General features: G+C 49.6%; 17 protein-coding genes and 1 tRNA gene. 7 read left to right on the plus strand and 11 right to left on the minus strand.

Translation table 11 applies throughout. The annotated features are described in order from the left end of the window. Window positions 1-5: 5 nt before the first annotated feature. The 11 genes from nuoH to AB1690_03475 all read right to left on the minus strand — a co-directional run bounded on the left by nuoH (window position 6) and on the right by AB1690_03475 (window position 10,926). Entirely contained in the window at window positions 6-995 is a 990-nt protein-coding gene (nuoH, locus tag AB1690_03425; protein MEW6014355.1) for an NADH-quinone oxidoreductase subunit NuoH, read from the minus strand. Continuing rightward, entirely contained in the window at window positions 992-3,526 is a 2,535-nt protein-coding gene (gene nuoG / locus AB1690_03430) for an NADH-quinone oxidoreductase subunit NuoG (protein ID MEW6014356.1), read from the minus strand. Before nuoG ends, nuoH begins: the two co-directional genes overlap by 4 nt. Beyond that, on the minus strand, window positions 3,526-4,809 hold the full coding sequence (gene nuoF, locus AB1690_03435; GenBank protein MEW6014357.1) for an NADH-quinone oxidoreductase subunit NuoF: 1,284 nt from the start codon (window positions 4,807-4,809) through the stop codon (window positions 3,526-3,528). The genes nuoG and nuoF overlap by 1 nt, the downstream gene beginning before the upstream one ends. A 1-nt stretch (window position 4,810) precedes the next feature. After that, the gene (gene nuoE / locus AB1690_03440; protein ID MEW6014358.1) at window positions 4,811-5,287 is read right to left on the minus strand and encodes an NADH-quinone oxidoreductase subunit NuoE; all 477 of its coding nucleotides are present in this window, start codon (window positions 5,285-5,287) and stop codon (window positions 4,811-4,813) included. After that, on the minus strand, window positions 5,284-6,438 hold the full coding sequence (gene nuoD / locus AB1690_03445; GenBank protein ID MEW6014359.1) for an NADH dehydrogenase (quinone) subunit D: 1,155 nt from the start codon (window positions 6,436-6,438) through the stop codon (window positions 5,284-5,286). Before nuoD ends, nuoE begins: the two co-directional genes overlap by 4 nt. 23 nt (window positions 6,439-6,461) lie before the next feature. Further along, entirely contained in the window at window positions 6,462-6,980 is a 519-nt protein-coding gene (locus AB1690_03450; GenBank protein ID MEW6014360.1) for an NADH-quinone oxidoreductase subunit C, read from the minus strand. A gap of 70 nt (window positions 6,981-7,050) precedes the next feature. After that, window positions 7,051-7,548, minus strand: coding sequence for an NADH-quinone oxidoreductase subunit B family protein (locus AB1690_03455; GenBank protein MEW6014361.1), 498 nt, complete (start codon window positions 7,546-7,548; stop codon window positions 7,051-7,053). Next, a complete protein-coding gene (locus AB1690_03460; protein ID MEW6014362.1) occupies window positions 7,539-7,895 on the minus strand; it encodes an NADH-quinone oxidoreductase subunit A in 357 nt (118 codons plus the stop codon). The genes AB1690_03455 and AB1690_03460 overlap by 10 nt, the downstream gene beginning before the upstream one ends. A 142-nt stretch (window positions 7,896-8,037) precedes the next feature. After that, the gene (locus AB1690_03465) at window positions 8,038-9,090 is read right to left on the minus strand and encodes a histidinol-phosphatase (protein MEW6014363.1); all 1,053 of its coding nucleotides are present in this window, start codon (window positions 9,088-9,090) and stop codon (window positions 8,038-8,040) included. Further along, window positions 9,080-10,411 (minus strand): MFS transporter, encoded by a 1,332-nt coding sequence (locus tag AB1690_03470; GenBank protein MEW6014364.1) that lies wholly within the window; start codon window positions 10,409-10,411, stop codon window positions 9,080-9,082. Before AB1690_03470 ends, AB1690_03465 begins: the two co-directional genes overlap by 11 nt. Continuing rightward, window positions 10,408-10,926 (minus strand): HD domain-containing protein, encoded by a 519-nt coding sequence (locus AB1690_03475; GenBank protein MEW6014365.1) that lies wholly within the window; start codon window positions 10,924-10,926, stop codon window positions 10,408-10,410. The genes AB1690_03470 and AB1690_03475 overlap by 4 nt, the downstream gene beginning before the upstream one ends. Before the next feature lie 172 nt (window positions 10,927-11,098). Here AB1690_03475 and AB1690_03480 point away from each other — a divergent pair, with 172 nt between their 5' ends. The 7 genes from AB1690_03480 to AB1690_03510 all read left to right on the plus strand — a co-directional run. Further along, entirely contained in the window at window positions 11,099-13,015 is a 1,917-nt protein-coding gene (locus tag AB1690_03480) for a tetratricopeptide repeat protein (GenBank protein MEW6014366.1), read from the plus strand. Between the two features lie 72 nt (window positions 13,016-13,087). Beyond that, a tRNA-His gene (locus AB1690_03485) sits at window positions 13,088-13,162 on the plus strand. Between the two features lie 105 nt (window positions 13,163-13,267). Beyond that, window positions 13,268-14,704, plus strand: a complete 1,437-nt coding sequence (hisS, locus tag AB1690_03490; GenBank protein MEW6014367.1) for a histidine--tRNA ligase — start codon at window positions 13,268-13,270, stop codon at window positions 14,702-14,704. A gap of 67 nt (window positions 14,705-14,771) precedes the next feature. Beyond that, the gene (locus AB1690_03495; GenBank protein MEW6014368.1) at window positions 14,772-15,452 is read left to right on the plus strand and encodes a hypothetical protein; all 681 of its coding nucleotides are present in this window, start codon (window positions 14,772-14,774) and stop codon (window positions 15,450-15,452) included. Window positions 15,453-15,491: 39 nt separating this feature from the next. Next, window positions 15,492-17,024 (plus strand): hypothetical protein, encoded by a 1,533-nt coding sequence (locus AB1690_03500; protein ID MEW6014369.1) that lies wholly within the window; start codon window positions 15,492-15,494, stop codon window positions 17,022-17,024. 145 nt (window positions 17,025-17,169) lie between these two features. Next, the gene (locus tag AB1690_03505) at window positions 17,170-18,408 is read left to right on the plus strand and encodes a pyridoxal phosphate-dependent aminotransferase (GenBank protein MEW6014370.1); all 1,239 of its coding nucleotides are present in this window, start codon (window positions 17,170-17,172) and stop codon (window positions 18,406-18,408) included. A gap of 60 nt (window positions 18,409-18,468) precedes the next feature. Continuing rightward, window positions 18,469-18,796: ROK family protein (locus tag AB1690_03510; GenBank protein MEW6014371.1), on the plus strand; the 328-nt coding region annotated here is incomplete at its 3' end.

Here is an 18,796-nt window from a genome sequence, read left to right on the forward strand (position 1 = left end):
TTGTCCTACAGACGATACATCAGCGCCGTAACCATCACATTCAATAGCGCCAGTGGGAACAAGACCTTCCAGCCTAAATTCATCAACTGGTCATACCGCAAACGCGGAAGAGTCGCCCGCAGCCAGATATAGAACGACATAAACATTGCCACTTTGATTCCAAACCAGACCACCGGTGGCAGCAATGGACCCTGCCAGCCGCCGAGAAATATAGTCGTCGCCACACAGGAAACGGCCAGCATATTAGCATATTCCCCAATAAAGAACATGGCAAACCGCATTGAGGAATATTCGGTATGATACCCCGCCACTAATTCCGATTCCGCTTCGGGAAGGTCAAAAGGGGCGCGGTTGGTCTCGGCAATGGCGCAGATAACATAAAGCACAAACCCAACCGGCTGCTTGAATATGAACCAGTCAAAAAACGAGCTCTGTTGCGCCACCAGCTCTTTCATCGAGAGAGTCCCGGCCATAACCAAAACCCCGATAATAGATAACCCATAGGCGACTTCATAGGAAATCATCTGTGCCGATGACCGGATTCCCCCCAGCAGTGAATATTTGGAGCCGGACGACCATCCCGCCAGAACGATACCATAGACCCCCAGCGATGTCACCGCGAAAACAAAGAGCACGCCGATATCGAGGTCGGAGATGACCATATCAATCTGATATCCGAACATCGTTACCGTGTCACCGAACGGCACAACCGCAAAGGACAGTAGTGAAGGAATGAACATCACAATCGGCGCCAGAGCATAAGTTATCCGCTCAACGTTATTAGGAACTATATCTTCCTTGAATACCAATTTTATCGCATCCGCTATCGGCTGCAGCAAGCCAAACGGACCGGCCACATTGGGTCCGATACGATGCTGAAAATGTCCGACCAGTTTCCGCTCTAACCAGGTGCTGTATGCGCATCCGGTCAGAACCGCCAGCACAACTACAATTACCTTGATGGAGGAAATCAGCATGATTTCGGTGTAACTCATTTTTCCTCCACTCGAATCAAACGCACCCGGTCGATTCTTTTCTTCCGCATCTGCAGTATATTAGCGGCAGTCCCCGAGAAATTTTTGCTTACCAGAATCACATCATTATCCAGCAGCTCCGATACTTTCGCCGGCAATACCATTTTGCCGGTCTCCGATTCCAGACGAACCAGGGAACCATTCTCTATCTGCAGTTTTTCCGCCAGCGACGGGGCAATTTCCGCCTGCGCCTCGGCGGCAAATGCCGCCAGTGAACGAGTCCGCTCGGTCAGATGTCCGAAGTGATGCATCTCATCCACGACAAAGAGCGCATAAGGAAAATCTTTTTCACTTTTTTCTTCAACAAATTTGACTTCTGCCAAAGCATCCGAAACAGTCGGAAGCGATTCTGTTTTCAGGAGCTCCAGCATCTCACGCTCGAGATCTTTGACGTCAGTAAATAGCGCCCCCTTGAACTCCTGGGCGATTTCCTCTATAATCTGTCGTCCCGGACGCGAATTCCCCACCGGTTTGATTGCCGCATCGAAATGCTGCATGGTTCCTTCCAGATTGATGAAATGCCCGCTCTGCTCTACCCAGCTTGAGAGCGGAAGCACCACATCGGCTTTTTCCGTTGTCTCTGTTTCGTAGAGGTCGGCGACGACAGTAAAATCGAGTTTATCCAATCCCTCCCGGACAAATTGACCATCGGGAAATGATGCTACCGGATTGGCGCCAATAATCAGAAGGGCATCCAGCTCTTCTTTCTTTGCCGCATAAATCATTCGGTCGGTCGCCCGCCCTTCCGTCTCAGGGAAAGCGCCCCACAACGACTTCAGTTTTTCCTGGAGTTCCTTTGAAAGACTTGGCATGACTCCCAGCAATTCGGCGCCTTTGCTGTTGGCCGCCCTTGATAATATCGCCGCCTGTCCCCGCCCCTTCAAGTTTAAGACTATCGTCAAATTATGAATGGCGGCAGCAATCGCCTCGCGCGCCGGAGAGCCACTGACAAGTTCACCAACAATTATGCTGACATTCTTGGCGCTCCTCAAGGCCTCAGCCAATTCATGGAGCCTTGTTTCTGGAATACCGCAAATCTCCGCCGCTTTCGTCATGGTGTGCGGCTCCAATTTGGATTTCATCTCTCCCAACTGGACCTTGGTCTCCTTTGCGGCATTCTCGGCAATGCTTATACATAGTCCATTTAGAAGCGCCTCCAAAGTGCCGGGAATATGAATCATTTCATCCTGGGACAGGTCCCCTGATTTGGTCGCAAAGGGGTTGATAGTATAAAGCTTGGCGCCCCTCTGACTGACCGCTTTACGCACTCTGATATGAACGATGGGATGCTCTTTTATCAAGTTTGAACCGACCACCAGAATCATGTCCGATTTTTCTATATCGGCAATCCGAAATCGGGCGGAGGTCAGATTGCCGTAATACGGATTTTCCTTTTCCGGCAGCATCTTATATTCGGTGCGAAAATCGATATTATTGGAGTGAAGTTGCGTCCGGAAAAATTTCGAGAACGCCACAAGGGTCTCGCAATCCTGTTGTGGAGAAATCAAGCCTCCGATGCAGACCCCCCCTTTTTTATCCTTAATCTCCCGGAACTTTCGCGCAATCAGTCCGATTGCCTCGTCCCAGGTCGCCGCTACCTGCTTATCCCCTTTCTTTATCAGCGGGGTCATTAATCGTCCCTCCGCCGCCGCTATCTGGTATCCATAACGTCCCACATCGCATATCCACCCTTCATCGATAGCGTCATTCCTTCGTGAGGTCGCCCGGTAGACTTTGTCGCGCTCTTTCCAGAGGGTTAGATTGCAGCCATCGGCGCAATATGAGCAGATTGATTTGACCTGCTGCGTCTTCCAGACCCGAATTTTGTACCGCCAGTCAGTATTGGTCAATGCCCCCACCGGGCAGATTTCCACCAGATTGCCGGAGTAAATGGAATCAACCTTCTCCCCCGGAGCGGCATCTATTTCACTGATATTCCCCCGCTGAAAAACTCCCAAGTCATATTCCCCGAATACCTCTTTGTTGGCGCGGACGCATTTGAAACATAAGATACAGCGGTTCTGATTTCTAATCATCTCCGGACCGATGCGATAGTCATCAAAGGTCGATTTCCGGTCGCGGATGAAGCGGTATTTATTGAAGTCAAAGCGGGAATCGTCTATTCCGTGCGCGAAAGTGTTGTCCTGTAAATCGCATTCCCCTCCTTTATCACAGGTGGGGCAATCGAGCGGATGATTTATAAGTATAAACTCCAGCACCGCCTTGCGTCCCTGCTTGACCTTTTCACTCTCGGTGTTCACCACCATTCCCGGCATAGCCTCAGTGGCGCAGGAGACTTGAAGTTTCGGCATCTTTTCTATTTCGACATAACAGATTCGGCATGCCCCGACCGGCTTCAGTTTTGGATGCCAGCAGAAGGTCGGTATTTCTATCCCAACCGACTTTGCCGCCTCGAGCACTGTCGTCCCTTTAGGCACAGTCACTTCCCGGCCGTTTATCGTCAATGTTACTGTCGCTACCGTATCAGACATTACTTAAACTCAAACTCCGATTTGACCAGGCATTTCTTATGGTCAATATGATATTGAAACTCGTCTCGGAACAACTTCAGCGCCGACTGAATCGGCATCACTGCCGCATCTCCCAGGGGGCAGATAGTTCGCCCCAGTATGTTGTCGCAAATCGAATCTATCTTTTCCAGGTCTCCCGGTTTTCCCTCGCCTTTTTCTATCCGTGAAATCATCTGCTCCAGCCATCCGGTTCCCTCCCGGCACGGGGTGCATTTACCGCAAGATTCATGGCGATAAAAATGTATCAGCCTCTCAATGACCCAGACCATGCAGGTCCGCTCATCCATCACAATTACCGCTCCTGACCCCAGCATCGACCCGGCCGCCGCGATCGATTCGTAATCAAGGGGTACATCTATTTGCTCAGGGAGGAGAAACGGTGTTGATGACCCTCCCGGAATAATCGCTTTAATCTTATGCCCATCGAGAGGTCCTCCGCCCAATTCGTTTATCAGGTAGGAGAGCGGTGTTCCCATCTCCACTTCATAGTTGCCCGGTTTCTTAACATGTCCCGAAAGTGAAAAAATCTTGGTCCCCTTTGATTTTTCCGTCCCCATCGAGGCATACCAGTCTCCGCCATTGTTGATGACATGCGGCACTGCCGCCAGCGTCTCCACATTGTTGACTACGGTCGGGCAGGCGTACAGCCCTTCAATAGCCGGGAAAGGTGGACGAATGCGCGACATCCCCCGCTCCCCTTCCAGTGAATTCAAGAGTGCGGTTTCTTCGCCACATATATATGCGCCGCCGCCGGTATGAACGACCATATCCAAATCATAACCGGTGCCGAAAATATTTCTCCCCAGCATTTTCTTGTCATACGCCTCTCTTATCGCCTGCTCCATAAGAGTCGCCGGCTTGACAAATTCCCCCCTCACATAGCAGAACGCCAGATGACTCCCAATCGCATATGCCGCAATTGCCATCCCTTCCACCACGCCGTGTGGATCTTGTTCCATCAGGACTCTATCTTTGCAGGTACCAGGTTCTGATTCATCGGCATTGCAAATCAGGTAGCGCGGTTTGGGGCTGTCTTTAGGCACAAAGCTCCATTTCATACCGGCCGGAAAGCCGGCGCCTCCACGTCCCCGCAGACCGGATTTTTTTGCTTCGTCTATGACCTGTGCCGGTTGCATACTCTTGAGCGCTTTTTCCCACGCCCTGTAGCCGCCATGCTTGATATAAGTGTCGATATGAATCTGGTCGGGGTCATCAATATATTTGAAGAGAATCCGCTTTTCCATCTTACCCCTGCCTCCGCAACTCTTCCAGAATATTGTCCACTTTTTCGCGCGTCAGATTCTCATAATACTTTTCGTTTATCTGCATCATCGGCGCCGTGGCGCAACTGCCGAGACATTCCACCGAAATCAGTGTGAAGAGATTGTCCGGAGTTGTTTCCCCTTTCTTTATCCCCAGCTTTTGTTCCAGGTAACCTACCAGACTATCGGCGCCGAGAAGAGCACAACTGATATTATGACAGACTTGAATCAGGTATTTCCCGACCGGCTCCTTGGGGAACATGGTATAGAAACTGGCCGCTTCGGCGACTTCTATATAGGGCACTTCTATGATTTCCGAGATTTCTCGGTAAATCCGGTCACTCAGATGCCCTACCTGGCGGTAGGCGACGGTCAATGCCGGAAGAATTGCCGACTTTCGTCGCGGATATTTCACCATCCGCTCCTTTATCTCCGCTATCGAAGTCTTATTAAGAATCACCGGTCCACCTCACCCAGCACAATATCAATGGAACCGATGACGGCGATAACATCCGCCATCAGCCGTCCTTCTACCATCTTGGGCAATGCCGAAAGATTTATGAACGATGGCGGCCGAACCCGCATCCGGTGCGGTTTATTGGTTCCATCCGAGGAAATGTAATACCCCAATTCCCCTTTGGGGGATTCGATCGCCTGATAGACCGCCCCCCGCGGCGGCTTGAATCCCTCGGTGATTATCTTAAAATGAAATATGAGCGACTCCATTTTCGAGAGGACATCTTCTTTGGGCGGAAGCACTATCCCCGGGGCATGGACACGATAAGGTCCCGGCGGCATCCCTTCCAATGCCTGTTTGATAATCCGCAGCGACTGGCGCATCTCTTCCATTCGGATTAAGTACCGGTCATAGACATCACCGTTTTTTCCCAGAGGGACGTCAAATTCAAACTTTTCATAACCGCAGTACGGATTGGCTTTGCGTACATCGTAATTAACTCCGGAGCCGCGCAAGCAAGGTCCGGTCAGACTGCAGTTGATTGCATCTTCCGCCGATATCACTCCCACCCCGATTGTCCGGCTTCGGAAAATCTTGTTGTCATTCAAGAGCCGCTCGTAATCTTTCAGCCTCTCCGGAATCACTTTTAGGATATTTTTCACCCGCTTTTCAAAATCGTCCGGAAGGTCATATGCCAGCCCCCCAACTCTAAAATAGGTCGACATCATCCTCTGACCGGAGCAAGCCTCATATATGTCGATTATCATTTCCCGCTCGCGAAACGCATAAAGCAGCATCGACATCGCCCCCAGATCAAGGGCATGGGTTCCGACCCAGACCAGGTGTGATGCGATTCTGGTCAGTTCTGTTAGAATGACCCGCGCATATACCACACGCTCCGGCATCTCCAGCCCCAGAAGTTTCTCCACCGCCAGACAGAACCCCAGATTGTTCGACATGGGCGCCAAATAATCCATCCGGTCGGTCATCGGAATCACCTTGTAATAGAGCTTCGCTTCCGCCGTTTTTTCTATTCCGGTATGCAGATATCCGACATGCGGTGTAGCCTTGACCACCGTTTCGCCGTCAAGCTCCAGCTCCACCCGAAGCACTCCGTGCGTCGCCGGATGCTGCGGACCCATATTCAGGGTCATGGTTTTCTTACCGGCGGTCTCTGTCACAATATCACCTCCGGTGGTTCGTTCTTGTTGTAGGAGAACTGCGGCATTTCATAGGTAAGCGGATAATCTTTCCTGAGCGGATATCCCTCCAGTTCATCGGGCGTGACTATCTTCCGCAGGTCAGGATGCCCCACAAAAGTTATCCCCATCAGGTCAAAAACTTCCCGCTCCATCCAGTTTGCTCCTTGCCAGATAGTCGTCACGGTGTCGATAGTCGGATCGCTCTCCGCCAACCGCACTTTGAGAAGTAATCGATATTTAGATTTGAGGGAGTATAGATTGTAAATAACCTCAAATCGTCCCTCTTTTTCCTCAACATCCCCCAACCAGTCCAGAGAGCAGATATCGGAAAGAATTACAAACTCGAGCTCCGGCTCAGCTTTCAAAGCCCGGCAGATATCATAGAGATAATCTCTTTTGATATAAAAAGACTGCTGATTCCGGAAATTATCTTCCCGGACTATCGCCTCTTCAAAATTCTTCTTAAGAAATTCTCTAACTTTATCTTCCAACATGTTCTTTGTGCCAAAATTCACAAATCAGGTTAATAATCACCGAAGCGCTCGCATCTGCCCAGCCGGTCTATTAAGCCTCTTTCCTTTCCAATTTCCGGCTCGATACCGATTCTTTCTTTACCTTCTCAAAAAGCTTCAGAATCCCTTCCATTAACTGCTCCGGACGAGGCGGACAGCCGGGCACGTATATATCAACCGGGATAATCTTATCTACTCCCTGGACAATCGCATAATTGTTGAAAACTCCTCCGCAAGAAGCGCAAGCGCCCATCGAAATCACCCATTTCGGGTTCGGCATCTGGTCATAGAGACGCTTCACAACCGGCGCCATTTTCACCGATACCCGGCCTGCAACAATCATCAAATCAGCCTGGCGCGGCGAGGGCCTCATAACCTCCATCCCGAAACGGGCAAGGTCAAAGTGCGAGGCAAATGTCGATATCATCTCGATGGCGCAACAGGCAAGCCCGAATCCCAAAGGCCACATAGACCTTGTGCGCGCCCAGTTTACCATCTTATCAAGGCTGGTTAGTATAATTGAATCTGGTATCTTCTCCTCTATTCCCATTTCAAGGCTCCTTTTCCCAAGATGTAAAAGTAACCGACTAAAAGGATTACGATGAATACCAGCATTTCAATAAAACCAAACAACCCCAGACTCTGGTAAATGACCGCCCAGGGGTAGAGGAAGACTACTTCTAAGTCAAATAGAATAAATAAGATAGCAATCATGAAGAACTTTACCGGCACACGCCCGCGGGTATCCCCTTTTGGTTTCATACCGCTTTCATAAGGCTCCCCCTTGGCTCCTTCCGAACTTCTCCGTCCGAAAATTACCGATATAAAAGCCATCGCGACCGCCAAAATGGTCGCCAGCAAAACCATGAAAAATATCGGAAAAAGGGTCTCAAACATATATGCGCCTTAATATTTAATTGGCAATTATAAAATCGCGCCCTGTCATAGTCAACAATTATTTGTGAAAATTTTAACAATCACAAATTTATATATCTTCAATTTCAACGTCTAATATCTACGAGAAGACTCTGCCAGCTGTTTAAATTCCCACCCGGATATGATTCGAAAATATCCATCCCCGTTCCCCCTTATATATCTCGACCCTATATAGACCTTGTTCTGTTGCTTTATGCTCCAGCGCCTTCCCATTGGTCATCGAAATGGTCCTTCCATTCACCACTACCCGGATACCTCCCCTTTCAGGAAGTTTGACCGTCAAAACGGTGTCAGGCGATGGCTCCAATCGGCCGCCAGAAATCACCGTCTCATTCCTGTAATGACCACTGAATTCAAAACCCGTGGCATCTCCCCAGCGGTAGTTGGATACAAACAGCCGACAATCTCGGATGGCGTCATATACCTGTCGTTTGGCGCGATTCAGGTCCCTGGAAAGCGGCTCCGGCAGAAGTATATGTGTCCGAAGTGAGCGAAATTGGACTTTGTACGGGAATATCGTGATCCGTATCGGACCGGCTTTGTACGGGTACCCGTGAACATCGATTGCCCCCAGTCCAGCCACTTTTCTTTTTTGATTAAGGTCATCCCACTTCTGAAGTATCCTGTCGGTCGGAGAACGCATGAACTTCCTCGGGGAGAAAACCATCTTCAGCTTGTTATACGGTTTCAGATTTTCCATCCACTCCGACATCTGATTCCAAATTTCCAGCCCGTCGAACCCTTCGGCGTCCCAGGCGAGCCAGGGATAAGAGGGATATTTTCCCAGTCTCGGGCGAATCTCATCGGGGTGCGCGATTATCCCCAGCCCTCCCTGTTTTCTCCCTTCCGCCACATATTCCTGCGGAGACATTTCGGAAGGCAGAACATCTTCGGTATTAAACAAGAGGTAATGATTGCAATCTTCCTGGTCATTATGCTCATATCCGATCAGCACCAGGGTATTCTTGTAATACCCCTCTTTTCCTTCTTTCTTTGACTTTAAGGTCATATGGTCGGTCACCAGGATGAAGTCAAGCCCGGTAGCGGAAGCGATTTCCGCCACTTCTTCCAGAGTCTTAGTCCCGTCCGAATCTGTGGTATGGATATGAATACAGCCGCAGTACTCGAAATATCCGTCGCTTCTCTTACTTATCATGGAGCGCCTGATTCCTTTCCGGCAGTTTCCGGAAGATTATCAACCCGATACCCATCATAATCATCAATGAAATTACGGCGCATCGATACGGTAATTTGGCAGCCTTCGCTCCGTTCAAATCAAACATTGCTGCCAGGGCATTTCCGGCTGTCCTTTCCGGCGAGAAGATATAGACCGTTACTCCCCAGATTATCGGACCAAGCACCGCAGCGGCCCGTCCTGAAAGAGAATAGAGTCCAAAAAACCTGCCTAATTCCTCCCTCGGCACTCGTTCCGCCAGAAGCGGTCGCGACACAGTCCATAAACCACCCAGAAAGATTCCCAACGCCGACCCCAGAAGGTAAATGACCACCTGATTCTCAATTACGACAAACAGCCCCAGGGTCATAAGCCATCCCCAAATAATTGAGGACATCATACGCTTCAGGCTGCGTCCCTGGGATAACTTCCCTATAAGAAACGACCCTACCATTGCCGATAGAGTGGAAATAATCAGAAAGACGGTCAGATCGGCGTCTGAAAATCCCAGCACCAGTGACGAGAATATCCCGATATTCAATATCACTGTTGCGACGGCATCTTCAAAAAAATAGTCGGCAACAATGAATCTCATCACTCCGGGATATTTTCCGGTCTCTTTAATTCCCTGCCAGACCTCCTGGTACGCCTTTTTAATCCTGATACTACCCTTTTTGATGAGATTTTTCTGCTCTTTTACCCAAAGAAAAAGAGGAATCGAGAACAGAAAGAAAAATACCGCCGTCGGAAGAAATGCCCCGGCTTTCCCATATCCATTAATTCCCGGAATCTTCAGCCCAAACACTGTGCCGGTTACAGCAGGAAGCACCAGTATCATTCCGACAATCGAACCAAGATACCCCCAGGCCACTCCCACCCCTGAAATCAACCGCGCTCTTTCTCCCTCCGCCACCGAATAGAGCAGAGAATTATAGAAGACCATCCCCCCCTCATAAAAGAAATTCGAGACTGAAAATAGAATCAAAAGCAACGCAAATGCTGATAGCGGAATCAGCGGCAGTATGCCGGTGCTCAGACAGCAGAAAAGAGTGAACAGAAACAAGAACAGTTTCTTTTTACCGGAATGGTCCGAGATAGCCCCCAGCGCCGGCATCAGGATACCAGTGAGAAGCATTGAACCCGAAAAAGCAATATCATAATATAGCCCTTCGCGCCCCAGGTCCTCCACAATCCACCGCTTCAAATAGAGCGACAGGATATTCATCGAATAGATGGTGTTGGCAAAGTCATACAGCGACCAGCCGACTACATCCTTGCGAAAAATATCTCTGTATGGACTCAAAGCTCGAGTATATCCGCTATGTTTAACATTCCGTCTCTAATCAGCATAAGAAAGTCAGCCAGTTCCAGTCCCAGGTGGGAACAGGCGGCGATATTTTCACGGGTCGCCCCGGCCGCAAACCGTTTCTCCTTATTGCGTCTCAGCATGAACTCCGCATCAATATTAATCAGTTTTTTTGACGGGTGCATGAGGGCGCAGGCGACAATGAACCCGGTAGTCGGGTCAGTGGTATACAACGCCCAATCGAGACGAGAACGGCAGGGGGCATGCCCCGGATGACACCTGATGGCGTAAATCATCTCTGACGGCAAATTATACGGCTTCAACCAGTCTTCGGTAATGAAAGTATGCTGTGGAGCATTTTCGGCGGTAACATCGTAATCAAGGTCATGCAACAGCCCGGTCAAACCCCAGAGGTTTTCGTCTTCGCCGAAGTGTCTCGCCAGGCGGACCATTCCGGCTTCCACTGAATAGATATGCTTCCGAAGATTCTTGCCGGCAATCTTAGATTCCATCAAGCGTACTGCATCCGCGCGCTCCATCATCATTCGCCTTTCTTAAGATTGCTTATTATATACGATACTGCCGCAAATGTCAAAATCAGTCGTCCATCTTATTCATTCAATTTTCTTATCCTTTCATAATCGTTATTGAATTGCGCGCTTAGTTTACCTATAATCAGAGAGGATGAAAAAGCCTAAAGAAGACCGCTTTCCGACCGGACGACTTATCATTCTGGTTATTGCTCTGATATATCTGTTTACCGGACCATTGCATCTGGAAATGCTCTGGGGTGTCAATCATCTTAAATATCTACCCGGCTACTCCCTTTTTATATTTGCATTGGCCATCCTGATTGGAGTGCTTGACAGCCCCTTGTCCTCAACGCTTAACGTCTTTCAATCTCTGAAACGGAAATTTGCTTCTCTCTCCCTGAGAATGCGATTGATTCTCTTGACAGTGGCTGCCATGGGATTCTTCTATCTCCTGCGGGTAAAGGTTCATGCCCTGGGCGATGGCTATCAGCGAATCTATCAGATCGAGAGAGGATATTATTTTTATCTCACTGAAGCTCTCGATTTTTTCCTTCATGCCGCGCTTTTTCGTTTCTTTCGTTTATTCACAACCCTGTCCGCGGAATCAATCTACGTCGCCTTCAGTATTCTCTGCGGCGCCGTTTTTATCTTCGTCCTTTACCGTCAGTATTTTTCCGTGAAGTCATCAGACCAGGCAACGCTGCTATTTCCCTTTCTCCTTTCCACATTGTGCGGCGCTGTCCTCTTTTTTGGTTATGTCGAATCTTATTCATTATATTATCCGGCCGTCTTGCTCTATCTCGTATTTTCGCTCAACTATTTTCAGAGAGGACGAAATATCCTTACCGGAGCGGTCTGTCTCTCAATCGCCATTCTTTCACATCAAAGCGCCCTCTTCCTTCTCCCTTCTTTCGTCCTGCTGGCGTTACACTACTATCGAAAAAGCGATGCCGCTTTTCCCCGCCTTCTTCCTGCCGCTATAGTTGCATTTTCTCTTATTATTCTGCTGGCGCTTGAAATTTACAATCGTCTTAATTATTCCGAATATCTCAAGAGTTTTGGCGAGAATTTCCTGCCGCTTTTCTCGGGCGAGTATCCTGCCTTATCACTGATGCACTTCCTCGACCTGACGAATCTTGTCCTGCTGATATTTCCCCTGGCTCCACTATTTATATATCTGGCGCTACGGCGGGACGCTTCCCAAATGAAATTGCCCGACGGCACTCGATGGTTTCTCTGGGCAGTTTTGGCTGGCTCTCTTTTCTTTCTCATCTTTGTTGACCCCAAACTCGGCATGCCCCGCGACTGGGACCTTTTCGCCACTCCCGCCGCATCGCTCGCTTTTGTTGTTATCGCTTTTGCGGTCAATCGTTGTCAACTGGGGAGATTGGAGCAGTTCCGCCTTGGGTACTTTGCCCTCCTTTTCTTTTCTCTCTGGATCGCTGTCAATGCCTCGGAAGCGCGGCAATTGGAGCGCGCCGAGTCAATTCTAAAACTGAGTCCCAAGGGGCAGGATTACGGCACCGAACTTCTCGCCTTTCATTATCGTAACAAACTGAATAATAATCCCAAAGCGCTGGCGCTCTTCCAAAGCATTAAAGGGAAAGGACGCAACGCCCGCGTTCTCGGAACTATCGCCCAGATGCAACTTGAGATGGGGCTGGTCAATCAGGCTTTGGCGACCGCCCGCGAGGGATTGCCGCTCGACAGCAGCGGCGCTCTGCACGCCGTAACCGGCACTATCCTTATGCGCCTTGATAGCGTCTCTTCAGCTCTACCGCATCTTCTGAAGGCGGTTGAATTGAGTCCTCAGACCGCCCGCAGTTTCTACCTTCTGGGACAGGCTTACTACCGGCTCGAAAACGATACCGCCGCCATCAGCGCTTTCAAATCATCGCTGGCTCTTGACCCGGCCGCTCACCCCGCCATGTTTAGCGTTGGGCAGGCTTATCTCCGCCTTGGGCAACTCGATTCCGCCTATGTCTATATTGAAGCCGGTCTCAAATTAAATCCCCAGGACCAGCAGGCCTGGGAATTAATGAACTTCATCCGCAGCCAGAGACGATAGCTCTATCTGGCGTTTCCAATCGCTTTAAAGCGCTTGACTTTGCTGCCGATTCGGTATAAAATAGCCCAAGACGCTGGGGTAGCTCAGTTGGTATAGAGCGCCTGACTGTGGATCAGGAGGTCGGGAGTTCGACTCTCCCCCCCAGTAGTTAATAATTTCCCAGAGATTCCATACTTCCCACCATCATTCAAAAAAAACTGTTTCCGATTTCCAAAAATCTCTTAAATTCCAGTTTTTAAACTGGCAATAAGTATGGGAAACCTGAAATCAAACCGCAAAATAGAACCCCGTCTGCTGAAAGGGTTTCGCGATTACCCGCCGGAAGAAGAGATGGCGCGTCAGACTCTCATTGCAAGAGTCCGCTCCATTTACGAGCGGTACGGTTTTCTCCCGCTGCAAACACCAGCCCTGGAATATGCCGAGACTCTTCTGGGCGCCGACTATACCGCCGACAATCTCAAAGAACTTTTCGGTTTCCGCGGTCCCGATGATGTCGATATGGCTCTTCGCTATGAATTCACCGTCTCCCTCGCCCGGTATATCGCGGTCAATCCGGAACTGGCTTTACCGTTCCGACGCTACCAATATGGTCCGGTCTGGCGGGTCGATAAGCCGGGACCGGGACGGTTCCGCGAATTTATGCAGTGTGATTTTGATATAGTCGGCACTTCTTCCATGCTGGCTGATGCCGAGATTATCGCCGTTATGGTCGAAGTGATGAGCGCTCTCGGAATCAAAAACTTCCTGGTGCGTTATTCCAATCGGAAACTGATAAACGGCCTCTCCGCCTTTGCCGGCATACCCGATAGCCGTCTGCAGGATGTCTTCCGTGTCATCGATAAACTGGAGAAACAGGGACGGGAGGCGGTTGTTCTTGAACTTGGACCTGGTCGAACCGATAAGTCCGGCGACAAAATTCCTGGCTTAAATCTTGAGAAAAAACAGATTGACTATTTGATGCGATTTATTGATATCGCCGCCACCCAACCTCGCGACCTTCTCGACAGTGTCGAAAAGCTATTGGGCGATATTGAAATTTCCCGACAGGGTTTGGAAGAATTGCGTCAGATAGAGCAATATCTCTCTCGGATGAATGTCCCGGTTGATAAAACAAGAATCGATATCACCATAGTTCGTGGTTTGGGCTACTATACCGGCCCGGTTTATGAAACCACATTGCTGGAGTTGCCGGAGTATGGCTCTGTTTTCTCCGGTGGACGATACGACAACCTTATTGAGCGATTCTCCAGCAAACCGCTTCCTGCCACCGGTTCCTCTTTTGGCGTCGATAGAATGCTCGCCGCTCTTATCGCTCTTAATGCCGTTACGCTCACGAAAGCGACATCTCAAGTGCTCGTGACTACCATGGATAAATCGCTAATCGATGACTATATCTCCCTTGTGGCTGAAATTCGGCGCTCCGGTATTAACGCCGAACTTTTTATAGGGGAAACCAAGAACTTGAACAAGCAACTCAAATATGCTGACCGTATCGGTATTCCCCTGGCGGTCATATCCGGTTCCGACGAATTTCAGTCCGGCACCGTCACGGTTAAAGACCTTCGCGCCGGCGCCGAAAGAGCCCGCAATCTGACCGACCGCGATGAATGGCTTAAGGCCGAGCAGGTGCAGGAAACGATTGACCGCTCCCAGCTAATCCTTTACCTCAAGCGAAAACTGGCGCAATAAGCGCTCTTCTGTCTGCCTCATTATTACCCCGTTTCTGCCGATAACTCATATAGATACGGAGGCGAAAATGAATGGCATAGTCACTGTTTTCGATGATGAATTAGCCGCCCTCAAAGACTACAGCCTGGTCGATGATATCATCAAGCGGGCCGGCGCTAAGTTCTATCGCGGCCGCCTTAATGAGCAAAATATCATTTTCACCAAAGTCGCCAATAATCCACTTGAAGCCGCTCTGGCGGCACAACTGTTGGCGGACCATTTTGAGGTCACCCGCCTATTTTTCAGCGGAATCGCATCTCCTCTGGCTCCATTCATTAATGACGGTGACCTTATTATCGCCAATTATTTCATAGAAAGTTCCTCACCAGACCGGACCGTTATGTTTGAAGCCGATGAGAAAATGCTGTCAACAATCAGGACTGTAAGCGCTGTTCCGCAGCGGGGACGAAACCCCCATATATTCGGCGCCTTCGCGAAAACGACACCAGACCCTGTCAGCGCCGCGCGCGTCAAAAACCTCCAGCGGGAGTTTGGTATAATTGCGGCGGATGAGACTGGCGCCGCCTTTGCCTTTGCTTGTCGGCGCAACAGCGTTCCCTTCGCCGTTATCGATGTCGCGGTTGGCTCTGATGAGATTGATGAGAAAAGCCTTAACGATAAATACCACTCCTCCATCCTTGACCTCTTCGAAATTAAAGGATTGACTCTGGTGGAATTGACCCTCTCCGCTCTCACTGCCGACTTATAATTTCATTGACTATTTCCACTCGGGCAATATTATATACCCATGCGAATAAAGACCTTCCGACTACTGTCGCTTCTGATACCAATATTTCCACTCATTTTTACTCAGAATTTGGCGCAGTCGCAGGCATCTGAAGGGGTCAAGTCATTTGAGCGATATCGCGCCGAAAACTCCCGGCGCACGTATCAATTCCTTCTCAATTCGGAGCCGTTCGGCACTCTGGAGTCGGTATATGACGGCACGGCGCGCTTTAAAGGCTCCCGTGGCCATCGCTTAATTGAAAAACTGAATCTCGACTTCTCTTCCTTCGCCAATCCTTATAAACTCACAATCGAGAATGAGCATTACAGCGATGATTCAGGGCGATATCTGGGTGATGAAATGAGCCTCCGAATAGATGACGTATCGCAGGAGTTGTTTCTCAGTTACAAGAATGGAAAAATTGCCGGCTATCTCGAACGTGACCGCCAGAAAGATAACATCGAACGGGATGTTCCCCTTCCCGTTTTTGCCGTGGATAACTATCTGGTTGACCAACTAGAGCTTTTCCTCGCTTTTCACGACCTTAATGTTGGCGATACCATCACCGATTCCTTCTTCGTTCCCCAGACCGCCATCTTTTCGCCAGCGCGCTATATTGTCGAGGGATTTGCTCGGATTCCATATGGCAACATGGTTGATTCCGCCTTTATATGCCGCTTTCTGGAACCGCTGGAGCAGACTGCCTATGTCACCCGTGACCGGCGGCTTATAAAATTGGTGCAACCATATCAGAATATCACCATAGTTCTCAATGAAACCATCCTGGACCGACTGCGACCGCCGAAGAAGTCTTTCACTCTATCCGATTTTGTTCGCCGCCTTCCTCTTTATCTATTCTTTCTCGGAATCGGTGTCGTCCTGACCGCCCCCTTCTGGGTCAGGTACCGTCGCCACACAAGCATATTTTTTGCCTTTATAGCAGGAGCCCTTGTTTACCTTTTGGTCGGTGTCACCCATATCCCTTTGCAGGAATGGTATTCCAATCGTGTCGTTTTCCCGGCCATTCAGCAGGGCGGCTCAATTTATGCCTTCACTGTCGGCAATGCTCTTTTGACGGGACTTGTAAAAGAACTGCTTAAGATTTTGCCGGTAATTCTCTTCTTCTACCTCCGAAAGACCAATCTGCCGCCCTTATATATCCTGGGCATCTTTTGCGGAGCCGGCTTCGGAATTTTTGAATCGGGCGCGCTGACGGGCGACGCCTATCAAGCGGGAGCAATGAAATTTCTCTCCTGGGGAGCGTTCGAACGAATCACCGCTCTGGTATTTCAAATGACATCGGGAGCCCTGTACGGCTGGGCGCTGTGTCATTCTCTGCCCCGGACCGTATCGATTTTTATCGCCCTTTTTGCGCTCCATTCCTTCTCTGCCTATCTCATCGTATTCGTCCAGAAAAAAATCCTCGACATTGCCCTCTTTGAGCTTCTGGTGGCGCTCATTTACCTGATTCTACTTCTTATCGCCTACCTGAAAATCTCCGGCAGCCCCCTATTCAATAAGCCTCCTTCTCAAAGAAAATCAGGCAAGAGCTGACAACTTTCAGCAACTTCATCCTTTGAGGTTCTGAAAAATCGGTTTGACAACTTGTCAAACAGTTGCTATGTTCCCATCAAACTGATTGGAAGGAACAATATAGACCTTTTCGGATTGGCGACAAATAGATGAAAGGCAACAAAATATGAGAGGGGCAGTAGGGTCTGAAAATAAGAGTCTGAAAACTGCTGTAAATATCTCCGCCCGCGGCAAGGCGCTTCCCGCCTCCCCCATTCGAAAACTGATTCCTCTTGCTGAGCAGGCTAAAGCCCGCGGCATAAAGATTTACCACCTTAATATCGGGCAGCCTGATATCGAAACACCGCCCGAATTCTGGTCGGCTGTCAAGAATTATACCAACAAAGTCCTTGCCTACGGCAACTCGCAGGGTATGGCTGACTACTTGAAGAAGCTGTCGCAGTATTATCGCCAGCGGGGACTGGATATTGAACCCGATAATATTATTGTTACCACCGGCGGCTCCGAAGCGATAATCTTCGCCATGACTATCATCTGCGAGCCAGGTGACGAGCTAATTGTCTTTGAGCCGTTTTACACTAACTACAATGGCTTTGCGGTGCAGGCGGGAATAAGATTGGTTCCCCTAATTACCCGCGCCGAAGATGGTTTTCATCTTCCTTCCGAATCTGTAATTGAAAGCGCCCTCACCGCCAAAACCCGCGGCATTCTCTACTGCAACCCCAATAATCCTACCGGAACTGTTTATTACGACTCAGAGCTGGAGATGCTTCGCCGCCTTGCCCTGAAGCATGGATTATTCCTACTGGCTGATGAGGTCTATCGCGAATTTATCTATGAAGGCAAACATAGAAGTGTTATGTCTCTTGACGGTCTCTCTGACAGCGCCATAATGCTCGATTCCATTAGCAAGAGATTCTCCGCCTGCGGCGCCCGGGTAGGCAATCTCGTAACCAGAAATCGTGATGTTTATCAAGCGGCGCTTCATCTCGGGCAGGCGCGGCTTTGCTCTCCAACACTGGAGCAGGTCGGAGCCGCTGCCGCCTATGACCTCGATGACCGATACTTTGTCAAGACTATCGATGAGTATCGCCGGCGACGCGATGTCGTCTATGAAGGTTTGATGCAGATACCCGGCACCGTTTGCATCAATCCCGGCGGGGCTTTCTATATTATGGCAAAGCTCCCTATGAATGACGCCGAAAAATTCGCCTCTTTTCTTCTCACTGATTTCCATCTCAATGGCAAGACTGTCATGATTGCCCCCGGACCAGGATTCTATGCCACCCCCGGTTTGGGACAGCAGGAATGCAGGATTGCCTATGTGCTGAATACTGATGACCTTAAAGACGCCATGCTGCTTCTGAAAGCGGGCGTTGATGCCTATAATTCTAAGGGGATATGACCCGCCTGACAGCAATCAATATCAACCGCACAAACCAAGAGATATACTAAGCAACTCCCCATGAAAAACGTTGACCACTACGCCGGAATCGATATCGGGGCAACTAATATCAAGTATGGGCTGTTTGATTCCACCGGCAAAATCATCTTTCGTGACCAGAAACCGGCTCTGGTCGAAAAAGGAGCCACCCCTTTATTGCATCTGGTCACCAATATCGGCGAGAATCTTCTTCTCCACGCGGCGGAAGAAGAGATGAGTGTCCGCTGGCTAGGTGTCGGTTCCCCCGGCATAATAAACAATGTCACCGGAGAGGTTGCCGGAGCCTGTCCCAATATACCGGGCTGGGTTGGAATCAAAATCGGGGCGCACCTGAAGGAACATCTCAACC

Source organism: Candidatus Zixiibacteriota bacterium (genome assembly GCA_040753495.1).
In the GTDB taxonomy this organism is placed as follows: Bacteria; Zixibacteria; MSB-5A5; order GN15; family PGXB01; genus DYGG01.

Excerpts from the sequence above, each read along its gene's own strand:
- AB1690_03460 (MEW6014362.1), bottom strand. The coding sequence starts at position 7,895 with ATGTTTGAGACCCTTTTTCCGATATTTTTCATGGTTTTGCTGGCGACC.
- AB1690_03475 (MEW6014365.1), bottom strand. The coding sequence starts at position 10,926 with ATGGAATCTAAGATTGCCGGCAAGAATCTTCGGAAGCATATCTATTCA.
- AB1690_03505 (MEW6014370.1), top strand. The coding sequence starts at position 17,170 with ATGAGAGGGGCAGTAGGGTCTGAAAATAAGAGTCTGAAAACTGCTGTA.
- AB1690_03465 (MEW6014363.1), bottom strand. The coding sequence starts at position 9,090 with ATGATAAGTAAGAGAAGCGACGGATATTTCGAGTACTGCGGCTGTATT.
- hisS (MEW6014367.1), top strand. The coding sequence starts at position 13,268 with ATGGGAAACCTGAAATCAAACCGCAAAATAGAACCCCGTCTGCTGAAA.
- nuoH (MEW6014355.1), bottom strand. The coding sequence starts at position 995 with ATGAGTTACACCGAAATCATGCTGATTTCCTCCATCAAGGTAATTGTA.
- AB1690_03450 (MEW6014360.1), bottom strand. The coding sequence starts at position 6,980 with ATGTTGGAAGATAAAGTTAGAGAATTTCTTAAGAAGAATTTTGAAGAG.
- AB1690_03500 (MEW6014369.1), top strand. The coding sequence starts at position 15,492 with ATGCGAATAAAGACCTTCCGACTACTGTCGCTTCTGATACCAATATTT.
- nuoG (MEW6014356.1), bottom strand. The coding sequence starts at position 3,526 with ATGTCTGATACGGTAGCGACAGTAACATTGACGATAAACGGCCGGGAA.
- AB1690_03455 (MEW6014361.1), bottom strand. The coding sequence starts at position 7,548 with ATGGGAATAGAGGAGAAGATACCAGATTCAATTATACTAACCAGCCTT.
- nuoF (MEW6014357.1), bottom strand. The coding sequence starts at position 4,809 with ATGGAAAAGCGGATTCTCTTCAAATATATTGATGACCCCGACCAGATT.
- nuoD (MEW6014359.1), bottom strand. The coding sequence starts at position 6,438 with ATGACCCTGAATATGGGTCCGCAGCATCCGGCGACGCACGGAGTGCTT.
- AB1690_03495 (MEW6014368.1), top strand. The coding sequence starts at position 14,772 with ATGAATGGCATAGTCACTGTTTTCGATGATGAATTAGCCGCCCTCAAA.
- AB1690_03480 (MEW6014366.1), top strand. The coding sequence starts at position 11,099 with ATGAAAAAGCCTAAAGAAGACCGCTTTCCGACCGGACGACTTATCATT.